The following is a 19,601-nucleotide window of genomic DNA, read 5'->3' as shown; positions in this document are numbered from 1 at the left end:
AACCCTTCGTTTTTCCTTCCCCGGAGCTACCATGAAACTGTTTCGTCCCCTCTCTGCGCTGCTGGCCGTGCTGGCCCTGGCGCTGACCCTGCCGGCCGTCGCCGCCGAGCGCATTCCGGTGCTGGCCAGCTTCAGCATCCTGGGCGACATCGTCGCCAACGTCGGCGGGGATCGCATCAGCGTCTCCACCCTGGTGGGACCGGATGAAGACGCCCACGTCTTCCAGCCGGCGCCGGACGACATCAAGGCGGTCTCGCGTGCCCGACTGATCGTGGTCAACGGCCTGGGTTTCGAAGGCTGGATGGAGCGCCTGGCGCAATCGGCCAACTATCGCGGCCCCATCGTGGTGGCCTCGGCCGGGATCAAGGCCCGCGAACGCTTGGGGGAGGACGAGGACGAGCATGATCACGGCGGCGCGCATGCGCACCACGGCAAGGACGATCCGCACGCCTGGCAGGACCCGCTGAACGTGATCGTCTATACCCGCAACATCGTCGCCGCGCTGGCCAAGCTGGACCCGGCCGGCGCCGAGGTCTATCGCAAGAACGGCGAGGCCTACGTCGCCAGGCTGCAGGACCTGGACGCCTGGGCGGCCCGCCAGTTCGGCCAGATTCCTGACGCCAAGCGCAAGGTGATTACCTCGCACGATGCCTTCGAATACTTCGGCGCCCGCTACAAGGTACGCTTCCTGGCAGCCCAGGGCGTGTCCACCGATAGCGAGCCCAGCGCCCGCGATGTCGCCGCCCTGATCCGCCAGATCCGCAACGAAAAGATCAAGGCCCTGTTCTTCGAGAACATGAGCAATCCCAAGCTGCTGCAGCAGATCGCCCGCGAATCCGGCACCGCCCCGGGCGGCAAGCTCTACGCCGATGCGCTCTCGCCGGCTGCCGGCCCCGCGCCGGATTATCTGACGCTCATGCGCTACAACATCACGCAGTTGCTGGAAAAGATTCGTCTGAACTGAGGCCTGACCTGAGGCCTGAAGCGGGTGCCGGTCACCGTCTCCCTCCCGAAAGGGCAGGCGGCGTCCAAATCGCGTATGCTGATGGCCCGCGCCGCCAGGCTGGCGGCATGTCCATCAACAACATCAGGAGAATCCCCGCATGAGCACCGTTACCGTCGTCGCCATCATCACTGCCAAGCCCGGCAAGCGTGAAGACCTGCTGGCCCTGGCCCGCGCCAACCTGGCCGCCGTGCGCGCCGAAGCCGGCTGCATCGAATACGGTCTGGTGGTGGATGTCGACGGTTTTGGCCCGAACCAGGCGCCGATGGGGCCGGATACCTTCGCCTTCGTCGAGAAGTGGAAGGACGAGGATGCCCTGCGCCTGCACTTCACCCTGCCGCACATGCTGGATTACCGCGACAAGTCCAAGGACCTGATCGCCGACCGCAAGGTGCACGTGCTCAAGTCGGCTGACTGAAGCGGCCCGGCCCCGGCGCCGCCTCAGTGCTCGCCGGGGAAGTCCGCCGGCCAGGTGCGCTGGGCATCGAAGGCGGACGCCTGTCCCATCTGCTTCAACCACATGATGAAGGTCTTGAGCGCCGGGTTGGTCTCGGCGCTGCTGCGATACATCATGTGGAAGCCCTCCCCATGCAGGACCACCTCCGGGAACAGCTGGATCAGCCGGCCGTGGGCGAGGTCGTCGTCCACCAGCGCCAAGGTCCCCATGGCCACGCCCAGATCGGTGGCCGCGGCCTGCAGGCTCAGGAAGAAGTGTTCATAGACGGTGCCCGGCATCTTGCGCCGCACCGCCACGCCGGCCTTGCCCAGCCACTGCGACCAGGCCGCCGAGCGACTGGAGAGGTGGATCAGCGGCACCTCCACCAGGTCCCGTGGCACCGTGATCTTGTGCGTTTCCAGGAAGTGCGGCGAGGCCAGCGGCACCGAGACGTCATCCAGGAAGCGCACACATTCATAGCCGCTGCGTTCCAGCGGACTGCGCCAGAGGATCACGTCGAACGGATCCTTCACATCCTCGAAATACTCCGACATGGTCGTGGTCACCCTTACCTCGATGCGCGGGTTGTCGATCTGGAACTGCGACAGGCGCGGGATCAGCCAGCGCATGGCCACCGAGGGCGCGGCGATCAGGCGTACCACGCGGCTCTTGCCGGCCAGTGACAGTTGCTCCGCTGCAAGTGCGATCCGGTCCAGACTGGCCTTGACCTCGGCATAGAAGGCCAGGGCCGCTTCTGTGGGTTCCACACCACGCGACTGGCGTAAAAACAACGGCTGTTCGAAATACTCTTCCAGTGACTTGATCTGCTGGCTGACCGCGCTATGGGTGATGAAAAGTTCATGGGCCGCCAGCGTCAGACTCCGCGTCCGGACTGCCGCTTCGAACACTTTGAGGGCTTTCAACGGGGGCAGGGAAGACGACATGATGTAAGAAAAACTTATAGTGGTGTCGGAAAATGTTGCTTTGCAAACGCCAGGGGCGACCTTATTCTTCAATCACCCAAACGTTAAACAGAAGGAAGTTGCAATGAACTCCGTGAGTATATTGGCAAAAGATGCCGGTTTTTCTAACAATTTGCGCTCGCTGGTCGAGCTGGTGAAGTTTGCCGTTCAGCAAGTCATCGCCGCCCACGCCCTCAAGCCTGTGCGCAACGATGCTGCCGAGATGCAGGATGCCGCCTATTTCGACGGCGTGACCGATCACTTCGAAATGGAAGTCCGTCTGCGTCAACTGGATCACAGCCATCTGCACGCCGTGTGGAAGCTGCAATCGCAGATCTGAACCGACTTCGACTATCGACGGTAGGTCGGCCGCATTCCGGCGCGACGCGCAAGTTGAAATACCGGTAGATGTCAGCAGTACCTGCAGCACCAGGCCCGATGCGCCTGAAGAAAAAAGAAGAGACCGGTTCCGTATGGTCGGAACCGAAGGCGGCACCAGCCGCAGCCCAGTAGCATCGCACCCCCCAGCAGCATCGCAGCCGCGATGCAGGCAGTCCAGCGCCGCAGAACCTGTCCCCGCCATTAGCGGGGATTTGTCGTTTACGGCACCCGGATTGACGTCTGCCTTTTACGGGCGCTTCTCCAGCAGCCGCATGGCACCGAACAGCTGCTGCATGCCGCTGTGTTCGATGAAGCTGAGGTTATAGGGATGTTCAGCCACGGCACGGGGGAAGGACTGCACCAGCGGCAGGCTGTCCAGCTGTTCGGCGATCCTGCCCCACAGGACGAGGGTGGGCAGGGGCGTCGCCTGTTGTGCGCCATGCTCGGCCAGGGCGCGCAGCACGGTATCGAAGAAGGGTTTCCAGGCCCGGGCGTCCTTCACCGGCGCCACATGGGCGCGGAAGACCAGGCTGGCATTGAGCAGCAGGAAGCCGTGCGCCGTCAGGTTGTCCTGCAGGTCGGCCAGGGTCTGGATGGTGCCGGCAGTATCGGCCTGGGCCTGGACGGCAATGCCGGCGAGCGCGTCGCCACTGGTCTGGCCGGCCGGCACGCGGCCATCGGCCACCAGCAGCATCTTCATGAAATTGCGCAGCGAGGTGGCGCGATTGACCTGCTTGGACAAGCCCTTGTCCGACCACAGCGACCCCACCGCCCCATCCATGAAGCACACCCCGGTGGCGCTGGCCGCGCGCGGGTAGGGGCCTTCGCCCACCAGCACGTAGCGCACCTGGTCCATGGGTTGGCGGAAGGCGGCGAAGAGTCGCCCTTCGGTGGGCAGGTAGTCATCCTGGGCGAGGACGCCCAGGTAGGCCGGATCGGCCCGCTGGATCGCCTCCAGCCCGGCGCGCAAGGCCGGGTGCCAGGAAGGGTGGGCGCTGCGGATCAGGTCCAGCAGTGCGGCGGGCAGGGCGGGGAAGGGTGTGGCGGCGAGAGTGGCGGTAGACATGGGCGGGAAAGGCAGACGGCCGTAGCGATAAAGTGGCGGCATTGTATACCGCCTGATCGCCAGGCCGGCCTTCCCATGGCGCCTACCCTGGCGCCTGCGTTCAGGCGACGGCCGTATCGCTGCCGGGCGCGCCGAAGAGTTGCTGCTTCAGCACGTGCAACTGGTCGCGGGCGGCTGCCGCCTTTTCGAACTCCAGGTTCTTGGCGTGTTCCTGCATCTGCTTTTCCAGGCGCTTGATCTCCTTGCTGATCTGCTTCTCGCTCATGGATTCGTAGTTCTTCTTCTCTTCGGCCACCATCAGCTCGCTGCGTGCCTGGGCCGGGTTGAAGACGCCGTCGATCAGTTCGCGGATTTCCTTCTTGATGCCGGTGGGGACGATGCCGTTGGCTTCGTTGAAGGCCATCTGCTTGGCGCGGCGGCGCTCGGTCTCGCCGATGGCCTTGTGCATGGAGTCGGTCACCACATCGCCATAGAGGATGGCCATGCCGTTGAGATTACGGGCTGCGCGCCCGATGGTCTGGATCAGGCTGCGTTCGGAACGCAGGAAGCCTTCCTTGTCCGCATCCAGGATCGCCACCAGCGAGACTTCGGGAATGTCCAGGCCTTCGCGCAGCAGGTTGATGCCGACCACCACATCGAAGGTGCCCAGGCGCAGGTCGCGGATGATCTCCACGCGCTCCACGGTGTCGATGTCGCTGTGCAGGTAGCGCACCTTGATACCGTTGTCGGAGAGGAATTCAGTCAGCTGCTCGGCCATGCGCTTGGTCAGTGTGGTCACCAGGACCCGTTCGTCGCGGGCGACGCGGTCGTTGATTTCCTGCATCAGGTCATCCACCTGGGTGGTGGCGGGACGCACGGAAATGATCGGGTCCACCAGGCCCGTGGGGCGCACCACCTGTTCCACCACCTGGTCGGAATGGGTGTTTTCGTAGTCCGCCGGGGTGGCCGAGACGAAGATGGTCTGGCGCATCTTCTTCTCGAACTCGTCGAACTTCAGCGGCCGGTTGTCCAGTGCCGAGGGCAGGCGGAAGCCGTAGTCGACCAGGTTCACCTTGCGCGCACGGTCACCGTTGTACATGCCGTTCAACTGACCGATCAGGACGTGCGATTCATCCAGGAACATCACCGCATCCGGCGGCAGGTAGTCCACCAGGGTGGGCGGCGGATCGCCCGGCTTGGCGCCGGAGAGATGGCGCGAGTAGTTCTCGATACCCTTGGTGAAACCGATCTCGGTCATCATCTCGATGTCGAAGCGGGTGCGCTGTTCCAGCCGCTGTTCTTCGATGAGCTTGTTTTCCTTGCGGAAGAATTCCAGGCGCTCGGCCAGTTCCTGCTTGATGGTCTCGATGGCGCGCAGCACCGTGGAGCGCGGCGTGACGTAGTGCGAGCCGGGGTAGATGGTGAAGCGTGGAATCTTCTGGCGCACCCGGCCGGTCAGCGGGTCGAACAGTTGCAGGCTGTCGATCTCGTCGTCGAAGGTCTCGATGCGCACCGCCAGTTCGGCGTGCTCGGCGGGGAACACGTCGATGGTGTCGCCGCGTACGCGGAAGGTGCCACGGCCGAAGTCCACTTCGTTGCGGGTGTATTGCATCTGGATCAGGCGGGCGATGACGTCGCGCTGCGAAACCTTGTCCTTGGCGCGCAGGGTCAGGATCATCTGGTGGTATTCGTTGGGATTACCGATACCGTAGATGGCCGAGACAGTGGCCACGATCACCACGTCGCGCCGTTCCATCAGCGACTTGGTGCAGGACAGGCGCATCTGCTCGATGTGTTCGTTGATCGAGGAATCCTTCTCGATGAACAGGTCGCGCTGGGGGACGTAGGCTTCGGGCTGGTAGTAGTCGTAGTAGCTGACGAAGTATTCCACCGCATTGTGCGGGAAGAATTCGCGGAACTCGCTGTAGAGCTGCGCCGCCAGCGTCTTGTTGGGCGCGAATACGATGGCCGGGCGGCCCAGGCGGGCGATCGTGTTGGCCATGGTGTAGGTCTTGCCCGAACCTGTCACGCCCAGCAGGGTCTGGTAGAACAGGCCGTCGTGGACGCCTTCGACCAGCTTGTCGATGGCCGCCGGCTGGTCGCCGGCCGGCGGGAAGACCTGGTAGAGCTTGAAGGGCGAGTCGGGAAAGGTGATGAACTTGCTCTCGTCCAGCTCGGTGCTAATGGGGGTCAGTTCTGCCATGGTGTCGCTCGCCTCTGTCGCTCGATTGCTCGGTGGGCCGCCGCAGTGCGCAGGGTCGCAGCAATGCCCGGATTCGGGGCATTGCGCGCAGGCAATGTGGTGGCGTGAATATTCATCAAATGCTGCCGGGATGTGGAAGTTCAAGACGCAAACGGCATGCCGGGATCAGCGCGACCGGACGCAAAGTGGCGTCAGGCGGCAGCTCATCGGTGCCAGACCGCGACACGACGCGGGCCGGGTTATGTCGTCTCTGCATGGGCTCATGCAGATTCGGCAGGCAATTCACCCCGGCTGTATCTGTGATTGGGCATCCACTTTTGTTAGAATGCAGTGTTGCAAAAAGGTGCATGTCCGGCCGCTTGGACCTGCATCCATTTCCTTCTGCTGCGCTTTGTTGCAGCTAACTTTTCATGTTATCACGATGAACGCACCTGTCTCCGCCTCCCTGTTTTCCGCCATCGAAATGGCGCCGCGCGACCCTATCCTGGGCGTGACCGAAGCCTATAACGCCGACCAGAACCCGGCCAAGACCAATCTGGGCGTGGGTGTCTACTACGACGACAACGGCAAGGTCCCCCTGCTGGAATGCGTGAAGAAAGCCGAGGCGGAACTGGCGGCCAAGCTGGCCCCGCGTACCTACCTGCCCATTGACGGCCTGGCCACCTATGACCGCGCCGTGCAGGAGCTGGTCTTCGGCGCCGGCAGCGCCGTGGTGACCGAAAAGCGTGCAATCACCGTGCAGGCCCTGGGCGGCACCGGTGCCCTGAAGCTGGGCGCCGACTTCCTGAAGCACTTCTCGCCGGCCGGCACCGAAGTCTGGATCAGCGACCCGAGCTGGGAAAACCACCGCGCCCTGTTCGAGATGGCCGGCTTCAAGGTCAATGCCTATCCCTACTATGACCCGTCCACTCGCGGCGTGAACTTCGCCGGCATGCTGGATGCCTTGAAGACCATGAAGGCCGGTTCGGTCGTGCTGCTGCACGCCTGCTGCCACAACCCCACCGGCGCCGATCTGACCGACGACCAGTGGACCCAGGTCATCGAAGTGGTGACCTCGCGCGGCCTGGTCCCGTTCCTGGACATGGCCTACCAGGGCTTTGGCGACGGTATTGCCGAAGATGGCCAGGTGGTGCGCCGCTTCGCCGAAGCCGGCGGCCCGCTGTTCGTGTCGAACTCCTTCTCCAAGTCCTTCTCGCTGTATGGCGAACGCGTGGGCGCATTGTCCATCGCCGCCGCCAGCGCCGAAGAAGCTGCCCGCGTGCTGTCGCAACTGAAGCGCGTGGTCCGCACCAACTACTCCAACCCGCCGATCCACGGTGGCCAGGTGGTCGCGACCGCCCTGGCATCGCCCGAACTGCGCAAGCTGTGGGAAGACGAACTGGCCGAGATGCGCGTGCGCATCCGCGAAATGCGTCAGCTGCTGGTCGCCAAGCTGAAGGAAAAGGCGCCCAGCCATGACTTCGATTTCGTTACCCGCCAACGCGGCATGTTCTCCTACTCGGGCCTGACCAAGGCCCAGGTGGATCGCCTGCGTAACGAGTTCTCGATCTACGCCGTCGATACCGGCCGCATCTGCGTGGCTGCGCTGAACACCAAGAACATCGACGCGGTCGTCAACGCCATCGCCAAGGTGCTGTAAGAAGGGTGTTTCCCGTCCCGTCTTCGGACGGGCGGGAAGGCAGTTTCTCCTATGAGGAAATGGCCGTTTCCCTGAAAAAAGTTTTGACATGAAGTAAAAATCGGGTCATAATCTTTTTCTCAGCTGTTCCCTGATAGCTCAGTCGGTAGAGCGACGGACTGTTAATCCGCAGGTCCCTGGTTCGAGTCCAGGTCGGGGAGCCAAAGAATGCGAAGGCCTCGCAAGCAATTGCGGGGCCTTTTCAATGTGTGTGAGGCCTGTGATACAGGTCGTGCGCAAGGGCGGCAGGGCTATGCCGCCACGATGCAGAACGGTGTAAAAAATTTTCGTTTTCCTCTCTGGTCATTCGGAAAAAAATCGTTCATAATCGCGCCCTCAATTGATCCCTGATAGCTCAGTCGGTAGAGCGACGGACTGTTAATCCGCAGGTCCCTGGTTCGAGTCCAGGTCGGGGAGCCAGAATACGAAAGCCTCGCAAGTTTCTTGCGGGGCTTTTTTGTTTTTGGCGCCGCGTCGGCATGGAGCAAAGTCTGTCTGGTGCCATGCGGATTGCGCTGGAAACTAGCGCATTCGAGCCAATTTCTGGCGCATCATCTCACCGCCTGCTGTGCTTGAGCTACCGTGCGTTGAACCCCCTCAAACGCTGCTAGAATCGGCATCCCCTCCGAACAGCCAGGACATTCCCATGAGCGAATCCATTCGTCTGACCCAGTACAGCCATGGTGCCGGTTGCGGCTGCAAGATTTCACCGCAGGTGCTGGAAGTGATCCTCGCCGGTAGCGGCGCCCAGCATCTGGACCCCAGGCTGTGGGTGGGCAATGCCTCCCGCGATGACGCTGCCGTCTATGCCATCGACGAAGAGCGTGGCGTGGTCTCGACCACCGATTTCTTCATGCCCATCGTCGACGATCCCTTCGACTTCGGACGCATCGCCGCCACCAATGCCATCAGCGACATCTACGCCATGGGAGGCGACCCGCTGATGGCCATCGCCATTCTCGGCTGGCCGGTCAATGTGCTGCCGCCGGAGGTGGCGCGTGACGTGGTGCGCGGCGGCCGCGCGGCCTGCGATGCGGCCGGCATCCCGCTGGCCGGTGGCCATTCCATCGATGCGCCGGAGCCCATCTTCGGCCTGGCCGTGACGGGCGTGGTCGACAAGCGCAACATGAAGCGCAATGACACCGCCACCGCCGGTTGCCTGCTCTATCTCACCAAGCCGCTGGGCATCGGCATCCTCACCACCGCCGAGAAAAAGGGCAAGCTGCGCGCCGAAGACGTGGGCAGCGCGCGTGACTGGATGTGCAAGCTCAACCAGCCCGGCAGCCGCTTCGGCAAGCTGGCCGGGGTGACCGCCATGACCGATGTGACCGGCTTCGGCCTGCTGGGTCACCTGGTCGAGATGTGCGACGGCAGTGGCCTGACGGCGCGCATCGAATCGGGTCGCGTACCGAGCCTGCCGGGCGTGCCGTATTACCTGGCCGAAGGCTGCGTGCCGGGTGGTACCTTGCGCAATTTCGAGAGCTATGGCGCCAGGATCAGCCCGCTGAGCGATAGCCAGAAGCACCTGCTGTGCGACCCGCAAACCAGCGGCGGCTTGCTGGTGGCGGTGCGCCCCGACGCCAATCCCGAATTCCTCGCCACGGCGGCTGCGCTGGGCCTGGAGCTGGCCCCCATCGGCGAACTGGTGGAACGACAGCGATACGCCGTCGAGGTCCTCTAATGGCCGATATCCAGCCCAGTCAGGCGCTGTTTCTGGCCGATACGCCCATGCTGGATGCGCGGGCGCCGGTGGAATTCGGCAAGGGGGCGTTTCCGACGGCAGTGAACCTGCCGCTGATGAACGATAGCGAGCGCCATCAGGTCGGCCTGCGCTACAAGGAACAGGGGCAGCAATCGGCCATCGAACTGGGTCACCAGCTGGTCAGCGGCCCGGGCAAGGAAGCGCGCATTGCCGCCTGGGCGCGATTTGCGCAGGCGCATCCTGATGGCTGCCTGTACTGTTTTCGCGGCGGTCTGCGCTCGCAGATCACCCAGCAATGGTTGAAAAGTGAAGCCGGCATCGCCTATCCCCGCGTGGCCGGCGGCTACAAGGCGCTGCGGCATTTCCTGATACAGTCCATCGAAGAGGCGCTGGCGCAATGCCAGTTCGTGGTAGTGGGCGGCATGACCGGCAGCGGCAAGACCGATGTGCTGCTGCAGCTGGACAATGCGCTGGATCTGGAAGCCTACGCCAACCACCGTGGCTCCAGCTTCGGCAAGCGCGCTTCGGCGCAGCCGGCACCCATCGATTTCGAGCACCGGCTGGCGATTGCCATGATCAAGCTGCGGGCGCAGGGCCATCACTGGTTCGCGCTGGAAGACGAGAGCCGCCTGATCGGCGCCTGCGCCTTGCCACTGGCGCTGCACCAGCGCATGCAGAGTCTGCCCATGGTATGGCTGGAAGACAGCCGGGCAGGGCGCGTGGAGCGCATCCTGCGCGATTATGTCAGTGGCTTGAGCGAGGAGTATCTGGCGCTGGACCCGCGCCACGGTTTCGAACGCTATCGGGCCCATTTGCTGGCCGCGCTGGGCAAGCTGGTCAAGCGCCTGGGCGACCAGCGCTACCGGCAGTTGCTGCAGCTGATGGAAACCGCCCTGGCGCGCCAGGAGAAAGATGGCGTGGTCGACCTGCATCGGGCCTGGATCGAGTCCTTGCTGACGGACTACTACGACCCGGTCTATGCCTTCCAGCGCGAAGCCAAACGCTCGCGCCTGCTGTTCGCGGGCAAGCAGGCCGAGGTGGTCGACTTCCTGCGCCAGCATCGGCCGCAGCCCATGTCGATGGCGCAAGCCCCGGCCTGAGCAGGCCCTAGAACAGGGCCACGGCGGCCAGACCGCTAGCGGCACCGATCAGGATGGTCATGACGGTCACCGTCACCAGCACGCGTGGCGTGAAGGAGTTGCGCAGCATCAGCAGCGAGGGCAGGCTGATGCTGGGCAGTGTCATCAGCAGCGCCACGGCCGGACCGACGCCCATGCCCAGGGACAGCATGGATTGCACGATGGGGATTTCGGCTGCCGTCGGGATCACGAACAGCGTGCCGACCACGGCCAGCGCCACGATCCACAGCAGGCTGTTGCCCATGCTGGCATCCATCTGCGGGAACAGCCACACACGGGCCGCGCCCAGGGCCAGGACCACCACGATGTAGATCGGGATCGTGCTCCAGAACAATTGCCAGAGTTGACGACTCCAGCGAAGCAGGAAGGGGCGGGCGCTGTCTGCCTGTTCGCCTTGGTCCGCCTGGGCTACGGCATCCAGCGCGGCTTGCGGCACAGCGGCTTGCTGTGCCTGAGCCTGCGAGACGCGCTGCGCCACCAGCGCCACGCCCACCACCAGCAAGATACCCGCCACCAGCCGCAGCGCAGCCATCTGCCAGCCCAGCACGAAGCCCATGAATACCAGCGTGGCCGGATTGAGTACCGGATTGGCCATCCAGAAGGCCAGCGCCGCCCCGACCGATACCTGCTGGCGGCGCATGCCGGCCACCACGGGCGCGGCGCAGCAACTGCACATCATGCCGGGCAGTGCAAACAGGCCGCCACGCAGCGTGGAGCCCAGACCGGCGCGGCCGAAGACGCGCAACAGCCAGTCGCGCGGCACCAGGACCTGTACCAGCGACCCCAGCAATACGCCCAGTACCGCGGCCTTCCAGATGGCTGCGAAGTAGACGCCGGCATATTCCAGCGCCGCCGACCACGGCGCCGTCGGTGCGTTGGCCAGGATGGAAGCGCCGATGCTGTGTTTGTCGGCGGCCACAAAAGACTTCAGGTAATACGGCGACCACTTGACGTAATACAAGCCGATGGCTGCCACCAGCACGAACAGCAGGGGTTTGAGCCAGGGGGCTGCCGGGCGCGATGGTGGCAGGGAGGGAGAGGTATTCATGGTTGAAGCATGGGAATGGAAGAATGGGCGCATGATACGCGTGCCGGTGCGCTACGTCAGGTGCGGCCAGCATGTCGTACAACTTCGTCTGGTGCGAAGGCGCTTCGAACCCGTTTGCATGGTCCCCACGAGCCGCTGCCGGGGCGTGTGGATGTGTCGGGAAATGGCGCGTGGCCCGCGCCGATGGTGGGATTCGGGCCTCTGCCCGGGGGCAGTCGGCGGCCCGGCCCGGAAAAGCATTCATCGCTTGCGGTTGGCTTTCTTCCTGTTATACTGCGCGTGCTGTTGTATGACGTCTTATAACAATTCAATCGATACCCATCAACAACAATACGTCATAGGATGTCCGCGCCCACCGGGCCGGCCCTGCAAGGCGAGTCGAGACCTGGAGAAAGCAATTGGCGCAAAGCAATGACACCGGCCTGGCCGGCGGGGCGGGCAAGCCCACCCATATCCGTTACCTGATCCTGTTCCTGTTGTTCGTGGTGACCACGGTCAATTATGCCGACCGCGCCACCCTGTCCATCGCCGGCTCGGCGATGAAGACCGAGTTGTCGCTGGACCCGGTGATGATGGGCTACATCTTCTCGGCCTTCAGCTGGGCCTATGTGCTGGCGCAATTGCCGGGCGGCTGGCTGCTGGACCGCTTCGGCTCCAAGAAGATCTACATGTGGAGCATCGGCCTGTGGTCGGTCTTCACTTTCCTGCAGGCCGGCGTGACCTGGATGAGCACCGGGGCGGCCGTGATGTCGTTGTTCCTGCTGCGCTTCATGGTGGGTCTGGCCGAGGCACCGTCCTTCCCGGCCAACGGCCGCATCGTGGCGGCCTGGTTCCCGACCAAGGAACGCGGCACGGCGTCGGCCATCTTCAACTCGGCGCAGTATTTCGCGGCCGTGCTGTTCACGCCGCTGATGGCCTGGATCGTCCATACCTATAGCTGGCACCATGTGTTCACGGTGATGGGCGTGGTCGGCATCGCGCTGGCGCTGATCTGGGGCAAGATCATCTACAGCCCCAAGGACCATCCGCGCATCAACCAGGCCGAGCTGCAGCACATCGAGTCCGGCGGTGGCCTGGTGGACATGGACAACCGCAAGGTGGCTGCACCCTCCACCAAGGGCAAGGGTTATATCCGCCAGCTGCTGTCCAACCGCATGCTGCTGGGCGTGTATATCGGCCAGTACTGCATCAACGTGATCACCTATTTCTTCCTGACCTGGTTCCCGGTGTATCTGGTGCAGGAGCGCGGCATGTCCATCCTCAAGGCCGGTTTCGTGGCCTCGATCCCGGCGGTGTGCGGCTTCATCGGCGGCGTGGTCGGCGGGCTCATCTCGGACCGCCTGATCAAGAGCGGCATGTCGGTGACCTGGTCGCGCAAGATCCCCATCGTGGGCGGCATGCTGCTGTCCATGACCATGATCCTGTGCAACTATGTCGAGGCGCAGTGGATGGTCGTGGGCATCATGGCGCTGGCCTTCTTCGGCAAGGGCGTGGGCGCACTGGGCTGGGCCGTGGTGGCCGATACCGCCCCCAAGCAGATCGTGGGCTTGTCGGGTGGATTGTTCAACATGTTCGGCAACGTGGCCGGCATTACCACTCCGATCGTCATCGGTTACATCGTCAAGGAAACCGGTTCCTTCTCGGGCGCGCTGGTGTTCGTGGGTGTCAATGCACTGATTACCGTGATCAGCTATCTTGTCATCGTCAAGGAAATCAAGCGCGTCGAATTGAAGGACGCCTGAAGACCTTGCCGGCGGCCGTCGTCCTGACGCGCCGCCGTTTCATTTGATTCGCAGCATTCTGTCGTATGGGACTTAGCATGAGCAACGATATCGCCGCCAGCCAGGCAACCAGCCCGCGCTACATCATGATGAACGACACCGACAATGTCGCCATCGTCGTCAACGACGGCGGCCTGCCGGCCGGCACCGTCTTCCCGGATGGGCTGACCCTGGTCGACCGCGTTCCCCAGGGCCACAAGATCGCCTTGCGCGACCTCAAGCAGGGCGAGGCCATCACGCGCTATGACGTAGCCATCGGCTATGCGGTGCGCGATATTCCCAAGGGCAGCTGGATCGAGGAGTCGCTGGTGCAGATGCCGCCGGCCCGCGAACTGGACAACCTGCCCATCGCCACCAAAAAGCCGGCGCCCCAGCCGCCGCTGGAAGGCTATACCTTCGAGGGCTATCGCAATGCCGATGGTTCGGTCGGTACCCGCAACCTGCTGGCCATCACCACCACCGTGCAATGCGTGGCGGGCGTGGTGGAGCACGCGGTCAAGCGCATCCGCGCCGAACTGTTGCCCAAGTATCCCAATGTGGAAGATGTGGTGGCGCTGGAGCATACCTATGGCTGCGGCGTGGCCATCGATGCGCCCAATGCCGGCATCCCCATCCGCACGCTGCGCAACATCAGCCTGAATCCCAACTTCGGCGGCCAGGCCATGGTGGTCAGCCTGGGGTGCGAAAAGCTTCAGCCCAATCGCCTGCTGCCTGAAAACATGATCCCCATCCACAAGGCCGGCGAGCCCTATGTGGTCTGCCTGCAGGATGCGGAGCACGTGGGCTTCAATTCCATGATCGATTCCATCATGAAGATGGCCGAGGCGCGCCTGACCGAGCTCGACAAGCGTCGTCGCGAGACCTGCCCGGCCTCCGACCTGGTGGTGGGTGTGCAGTGCGGTGGCAGCGATGCCTTCTCCGGCGTGACCGCCAACCCCGCCGTGGGCTTCGCCACCGACCTGCTGGTGCGGGCCGGGGCGGCAGTGATGTTCTCGGAGGTGACCGAGGTGCGTGACGGCATCGACCAGTTGACCTCGCGCGCAGTCAACGAGGAAGTGGCGCAGGCCATGATCCGCGAGATGGACTGGTACGACAATTACCTCAAGCAGGGCGGCGTGGACCGCAGTGCCAATACCACCCCCGGCAACAAGAAGGGCGGTCTGGCCAATATCGTCGAGAAGGCCATGGGTTCCATCGTCAAGTCCGGCTCCAGCCCGATCTCGGGCGTGCTAGCGCCGGGCGACAAGCTGCAGCAGAAGGGCTTGATCTACGCCGCCACGCCGGCCTCGGACTTCATCTGCGGCACGCTGCAGCTGGCCGCCGGCATGAACCTGCATATCTTCACCACCGGCCGTGGCACCCCCTATGGCCTGGCAGCGGTGCCGGTGATCAAGGTCGCCACCCGCAACGACCTGGCGCGGCGCTGGCACGACCTGATGGACGTCAATGCCGGCCGCATCGCCAGCGGCGAGGCCAGCATCGAGGACGTGGGCTGGGAACTGTTCCAGCTGATGCTGGACGTGGCCAGCGGCAAGAAGCGCACCTGGGCCGAGCAGTGGAAACTGCATAACGCGCTGACCCTGTTCAATCCGGCGCCAGTGACCTGATCCTTCCTTGGGGCCCGCTTGCGGGTCCTTTTTTTTGCTTCAGTTTTTCGAACAACAATATGAATCGACAGGAGACACCATGAGCCACGACAGCGCCCGCAACCCTTCCGCCACCCCATCCCGCCTTGCCACCTTGATCGCCACTTCCGTCCTCAGCCTGGCCGCTGCCCAGGCCGGCGCCGCCACGGTGGCCTATGTCTCCAACGCCGACAGCCAGGACATCTACGTGTTGCGCCTCAATGGCGACGGCAGCGTGAACCTGATCGACCGGGTCGACACCGGCAGTACCGTCATGCCGCTGGCCATCAGCCCCGATCACAAATACCTGTATGCCGCCCTGCGCGGCCAGCCTTACTCGGTGCTCAGCTACGCCATCGACCCCGCCAGCGGCATGCTCAAGGCGCTCTCCAGGACGCCGTTGGCCGACAACATGGCCAACATCGCCACCGACCGTACCGGGCGCTACCTGCTGGCGGCGTCGTACTCCGGCAACAAGATCTCGGTCAATGCCATCGGTGCCGATGGCGTGGTGCAGACCCCGCCGCTGGCCGTGATCCCCACCGGCAAGAACGCCCACTCGGTACAGGTGGACCCCGACAATACGCACGTCTTCGCCAGCAACCTGGGCAGCGATGTGATCCTGCAATACCGCTTCGACGCCGCCACCGGCAAGCTCACTGCCAATACGCCGCCCGCAGTCAGTACCCAGACCGGGGCAGGGCCGCGTCATTTCGTGTTTTCACGGGACCAGCGTTTCGTCTATTCGACCAATGAGCTCGATGCCACCGTCAGTACCTATGCCTATGACCGCCAGAACGGCACGCTCAGCCTGCTGGGCAGCGACTCGCTCCTGCCCGAGGGCTTCAAGACCAGCGAGCAACTGGCCGCGGCCGATCTGCACCTGACCCCGGACGGCCGTTTCCTTTACGCTTCCGAGCGCAGCTCCAATACCCTGACCGGCTTCAGGGTCGATCCCGCCAGCGGCAAGCTCACCCGCATCCTCAACATCCCCACCGAAACCCAGCCGCGCGGCTTCAACATCGATCCGCGTGGCCGCTACCTGCTGGCGGTCGGGCAGAAGGCCGGCCTGACCAGCTACGCCATCGACCGCGATACTGGTGTCCTCACGCCGGTCCTGCGCTATACCCTGGGCCGCAACCCCAACTGGGTCGAGATCATCGACCTGCCTTGATCCCTTCGCTTGCCACCCTGGTTATCCCGGCCCACCCTCCGATGGGCGACCGGCCTTGTCATGATGTTCATATGGCAAGGCCAATTTCTGTCTCTTTTGCACGCGCCTTGATCCAGGACAGGCGGCGCTTCGCGTTGCCATTGCACAATGCCGCCTGACAGCCTGCTGACCGCCCTAACCGGGAAATAGGGTGGTTTTGGTCTGGTTGCCGTCCGATTGGAGAAGGGGCGGCTGCTGTATCGTCAGGTGCTAGTCTCATTTCTAATGTTGTCCAAAAATTAAGCGGAGAGAGGGAATGCGGAATCTTACGGTTCGCTTCAGCCTGATGAGCGCGCTTGCGCTGTTTTCTTGCATGATCGTGGTCGGTGCTGCGGTCGGCATCTTTGCCCTGGGCCGGGCCAATCATGCGACCGAGTATGTGCACGAGATCACCGAGCGCGCCTTGTTGATCAATGATGCCTACAAGGACACCACGCGCACCCGCGCGGCCCAGTCCCGCATCTATTCGACCTTGATGGAAAAGGGTGACCAGGCAGTGATCGACGCGGCCTTCAAGAGCGCCCAGACCACCTACGAACGTAGTCTCAAATACCTGGACGACTACGCCAAACTCCCCGATCTGGAGGGCCAGGATCCTGCTACCAAGACCGAATTGATCGAATCGGCCAAGGCCTTGAACGAGATCCTGAAGAAGGCCACCGAGGTGCTCAGGAGCGGTGATGCCGCCGCCTATTCGCAGCTCAACAACAACTTCATCAGCAAGGGGGGCGCGCGCTTCTCGACCGCGCTGGACGTCTACCAGAAGCGGGCCATGGAGCTCAACGACAAGGCCACCACCGAACGCCAGCGTGAATACAACCTGGTGGTGTGGCTGGTCGTGGCCGGTCTCATCGGTGCCATGTTCCTGGTCATCGGTGTGCACTTCATGCTGCGCAACATCGTGCTTACGCCCCTCAATCGCGCCGTGCACCTGCTGGACCTGGTGGCCAATGGCGACCTGACCACCAAGGTCGATGTCGAAAGCAGGAACGAGATCGGTCGCCTGTTCGCCGCCATCCGCAGCATGCAGCAGGCGCTGCTGACGACGGTGTCCAGCGTGCGCAGCAGTTCCGACAGCATCGACACCAATGCCAAGGAAATCGCCGCCGGCAACATGGACCTGTCCTCGCGCACCGAGCAGCAGGCCAGCTCCCTGGAAGAGACCGCCGCCTCGATGGAGGAATTGACCGGCACCGTCAAGCAGAACGCCGAGAATGCCCTGCAGGCCAACCAGCTGGCGCATTCGGCTTCTTCCACCGCCAGCAAGGGTGGCGAGGTGGTGTCGCAGGTGGTTGATACGATGCAGGCCATCAATGAATCCTCGCGCAAGATCGTGGACATCATCAGCGTGATCGACGGCATTGCCTTCCAGACCAACATCCTGGCGCTCAATGCAGCGGTGGAAGCGGCCCGTGCCGGCGAGCAGGGCCGCGGCTTTGCCGTGGTGGCGTCGGAAGTGCGTTCCCTGGCCCAGCGCTCGGCCGCTGCCGCCAAGGAAATCAAGTCCCTCATCGACGATTCGGTGGACAAGGTCGAGGCCGGCAGCCAACTGGTCGAGCAGGCTGGCGCCACCATGAGCGAGGTGGTCACCAGCGTGCAGCGCGTCACCGACATCGTGGGCGAGATCGCCGAAGCCAGCCGCGAGCAGAGCACCGGGATCGAGCAGGTCAACCGGGCCATCACCCAGATGGACGAGGTGACCCAGCAGAACGCGGCGCTGGTGGAAGAAGCTGCGGCCGCCGCCCAGTCCTTGCAGGCGCAGGCCACCAACCTGGTGGCTGCGGTCAGCATCTTCAAGATCGATGCGCATCAGGTCGCCAGTGCGTCGGTCAAGGCGCGCCCGATGCCCAAGGCGGCACCAGCCTCCAAGGCTGCGCCTGCGATGGCGTCGGTCAGCGCGCCGGTTGCGCCCAAGGCCGCGCCTGCTGCCGCGCCCAAGCTTCCCCCGGCCAAACCAGCCAAGCCGGCCGGCGCATCGGCGAGCTCATCGGCCAGCGCCCGGGGCAAGGATGACGCCCAGGATTGGGAAGAGTTCTGAACCCATCATCAGGATGCCGGCCTGGCCGGACCTGAGCGGAAGGAAACCTCCGTCGCACTGGCGCCGGAGGTTTTTTTTCGTGCTCGCACCTCGTCAGCGGGGCGGCAAAGCAAAAGGGCCGCAGATTTCTGCGGCCCTTGGTCTTTCTGATTCTCATGCGAGCCCAAGCGGGCTCATTACACCCTTACTGCGGACCCAGCTTCTTGATCAGGGCAGCCAGCTCTTCATGCTCCTGCGGGGTGCAATCGGTCAGCGGGGTACGCACCGGACCGGCATCGTGACCCACGATCTTGGCACCGGCCTTGACGATGGAGACGGCGTAACCAGCCTTGCGGTTGCGGATTTCCAGGTAGGGCAGGAAGAAGTCGTCGATCAGCTTGCCCACGGTGGCGTGGTCGTCCTTGGCGATGGCTTCGTAGAACTGCACGGCCGTCTTGGGAATGAAGTTGAACACTGCCGAAGAGTAGACCGGCACGCCCAGTGCCTTGTAGGCAGCGGCGTACACTTCGGCCGTCGGCAGGCCACCCAGGTAGGTGAAGCGGTCGCCCAGCTTGCGGCGGATGTGCACCATCGGCTCGATCTCGCCGATGCCGTCCTTGAAGCCGATCAGGTTCGGGCAACGGTCGGCCAGCTTTTGCAGGGTCTCGGCGTTGAGCTTGCAGACGGCGCGGTTGTAGATGATGACGCCGAAATTGACCGATTTGCAGACCGCTTCCACGTGGGCGGCGATACCGTCCTGGCTGGCTTCGGTCAGGTAGTGCGGCATCAGCAGGATGCCGTGCGCGCCCAGGCGTTCGGCTTCCTGGGCATAGGCGATGGCTGCGCGGGTGGAGCCGCCGGCACCGGCGATGATGGGCACCTTGCCACGGCAGGTATCCACGGCGGTGCGGATGATGTCCGAATACTCGCCCGGCACCAGGGAGAAGAATTCACCCGTGCCGCCAGCGGCGAACAGGGCGCTGGCGCCGTACGGAGCCAGCCATTCCAGGCGCTCGATATAGGTCTTGGGGCGGAAATCGCCCTGCTCGTCGAAGTCGGTCAGCGGGAAGGACAGCAGGCCGGAAGAGAGGATCTGTTTGAGGTCTTGGGGTGTGTACTGGGACATGTTTTCGCTCGACGCCGTTGGAAATCAGTTGGAAATAGGGTGGAAACGGAGGCCCGGGCGCAAGTCAGCGGGACGGACACCGGGCTCCGATCAAAACTGCATATGACATCAGTCATCGTACAACATAAGATTTCAGAAATCCAGCAATTTATTGTGACGTGTTGGACTAAGGAGGGGAGTGAGGGAGAAGGCGCTGCAGGTGAGGTGAGGCAGGGGGCGGAGGATGGTGCACTGGCCGGGGG

At 63.5% G+C, this 19,601-nt stretch carries 15 protein-coding genes and 2 tRNA genes; 12 read left to right on the top strand and 5 right to left on the bottom strand.

Features of this window, described 5'->3' with window-relative positions:
* Positions 1-31 precede the first annotated feature (31 nt).
* A complete protein-coding gene (locus tag HBH1_RS16065) occupies positions 32-964 on the top strand; it encodes a metal ABC transporter substrate-binding protein (RefSeq protein ID WP_102663551.1) in 933 nt (310 codons plus the stop codon).
* Positions 965-1,103: 139 nt separating this feature from the next.
* Positions 1,104-1,421, top strand: a complete 318-nt coding sequence (locus HBH1_RS16060; protein ID WP_006712853.1) for a putative quinol monooxygenase — start codon at positions 1,104-1,106, stop codon at positions 1,419-1,421.
* Positions 1,422-1,444: 23 nt separating this feature from the next.
* Here HBH1_RS16060 and HBH1_RS16055 read toward each other — a convergent pair whose 3' ends face one another.
* The gene (locus HBH1_RS16055) at positions 1,445-2,383 is read right to left on the bottom strand and encodes a LysR substrate-binding domain-containing protein (RefSeq protein ID WP_077236433.1); all 939 of its coding nucleotides are present in this window, start codon (positions 2,381-2,383) and stop codon (positions 1,445-1,447) included.
* A 19-nt stretch (positions 2,384-2,402) separates the two neighbouring features.
* On the opposite strand from HBH1_RS16055, the gene HBH1_RS16050 reads away from it, so the two are divergent.
* The gene (locus HBH1_RS16050) at positions 2,403-2,741 is read left to right on the top strand and encodes a hypothetical protein (protein ID WP_233207625.1); all 339 of its coding nucleotides are present in this window, start codon (positions 2,403-2,405) and stop codon (positions 2,739-2,741) included.
* A 288-nt stretch (positions 2,742-3,029) separates the two neighbouring features.
* Here the strand turns inward: HBH1_RS16050 and HBH1_RS16045 are convergent, their stop codons facing one another.
* Positions 3,030-3,848, bottom strand: a complete 819-nt coding sequence (locus tag HBH1_RS16045) for a uracil-DNA glycosylase family protein (RefSeq protein ID WP_102663648.1) — start codon at positions 3,846-3,848, stop codon at positions 3,030-3,032.
* 100 nt (positions 3,849-3,948) lie between these two features.
* Positions 3,949-6,030 carry an excinuclease ABC subunit UvrB gene (gene uvrB / locus HBH1_RS16040; RefSeq protein WP_102663550.1) on the bottom strand — a complete coding sequence of 694 codons (2,082 nt, stop codon included), beginning with the start codon at positions 6,028-6,030 and terminating at the stop codon, positions 3,949-3,951.
* Positions 6,031-6,451: 421 nt separating this feature from the next.
* On the opposite strand from uvrB, the gene HBH1_RS16035 reads away from it, so the two are divergent.
* From HBH1_RS16035 to mnmH, 5 genes are all read left to right on the top strand, one after another.
* A complete protein-coding gene (locus HBH1_RS16035) occupies positions 6,452-7,669 on the top strand; it encodes an amino acid aminotransferase (protein WP_102663549.1) in 1,218 nt (405 codons plus the stop codon).
* A 127-nt stretch (positions 7,670-7,796) separates the two neighbouring features.
* Positions 7,797-7,872: transfer RNA gene (locus HBH1_RS16030), tRNA-Asn, on the top strand.
* A gap of 180 nt (positions 7,873-8,052) precedes the next feature.
* Positions 8,053-8,128: transfer RNA gene (locus HBH1_RS16025), tRNA-Asn, on the top strand.
* A gap of 226 nt (positions 8,129-8,354) precedes the next feature.
* Positions 8,355-9,389, top strand: a complete 1,035-nt coding sequence (gene selD, locus HBH1_RS16020) for a selenide, water dikinase SelD (protein ID WP_102663548.1) — start codon at positions 8,355-8,357, stop codon at positions 9,387-9,389.
* Positions 9,389-10,510, top strand: coding sequence for a tRNA 2-selenouridine(34) synthase MnmH (mnmH, locus tag HBH1_RS16015; RefSeq protein WP_102663547.1), 1,122 nt, complete (start codon positions 9,389-9,391; stop codon positions 10,508-10,510). The genes selD and mnmH overlap by 1 nt, the downstream gene beginning before the upstream one ends.
* Before the next feature lie 7 nt (positions 10,511-10,517).
* On the opposite strand, the gene HBH1_RS16010 is transcribed toward mnmH, so the two are convergent.
* Positions 10,518-11,597 carry a permease gene (locus tag HBH1_RS16010; protein WP_102663546.1) on the bottom strand — a complete coding sequence of 360 codons (1,080 nt, stop codon included), beginning with the start codon at positions 11,595-11,597 and terminating at the stop codon, positions 10,518-10,520.
* A gap of 398 nt (positions 11,598-11,995) precedes the next feature.
* Here HBH1_RS16010 and HBH1_RS16005 point away from each other — a divergent pair, with 398 nt between their 5' ends.
* The 4 genes from HBH1_RS16005 to HBH1_RS15990 all read left to right on the top strand — a co-directional run bounded on the left by HBH1_RS16005 (position 11,996) and on the right by HBH1_RS15990 (position 18,254).
* A complete protein-coding gene (locus HBH1_RS16005; protein WP_102663545.1) occupies positions 11,996-13,339 on the top strand; it encodes an MFS transporter in 1,344 nt (447 codons plus the stop codon).
* A gap of 77 nt (positions 13,340-13,416) precedes the next feature.
* Positions 13,417-14,985: a galactarate dehydratase gene (gene garD, locus HBH1_RS16000; protein WP_102663544.1), complete on the top strand. Its 1,569-nt coding sequence runs from the start codon at positions 13,417-13,419 to the stop codon at positions 14,983-14,985.
* A gap of 79 nt (positions 14,986-15,064) precedes the next feature.
* A complete protein-coding gene (locus HBH1_RS15995; protein ID WP_199181602.1) occupies positions 15,065-16,177 on the top strand; it encodes a lactonase family protein in 1,113 nt (370 codons plus the stop codon).
* Positions 16,178-16,472: 295 nt separating this feature from the next.
* Complete coding sequence (locus HBH1_RS15990) at positions 16,473-18,254, top strand: methyl-accepting chemotaxis protein (RefSeq protein WP_102663543.1); 1,782 nt, start codon at positions 16,473-16,475, stop codon at positions 18,252-18,254.
* Between the two features lie 184 nt (positions 18,255-18,438).
* On the opposite strand, the gene kdgD is transcribed toward HBH1_RS15990, so the two are convergent.
* The gene (gene kdgD, locus HBH1_RS15985; RefSeq protein WP_077236442.1) at positions 18,439-19,359 is read right to left on the bottom strand and encodes a 5-dehydro-4-deoxyglucarate dehydratase; all 921 of its coding nucleotides are present in this window, start codon (positions 19,357-19,359) and stop codon (positions 18,439-18,441) included.
* Positions 19,360-19,601: the final 242 nt, after the last annotated feature.

The organism is Herbaspirillum sp. BH-1, from assembly GCF_002870055.1.
Classification (GTDB): domain Bacteria; phylum Pseudomonadota; class Gammaproteobacteria; order Burkholderiales; family Burkholderiaceae_D; genus Herbaspirillum; species Herbaspirillum frisingense.
This window is presented reverse-complemented; position numbering and strand designations above follow the sequence as displayed.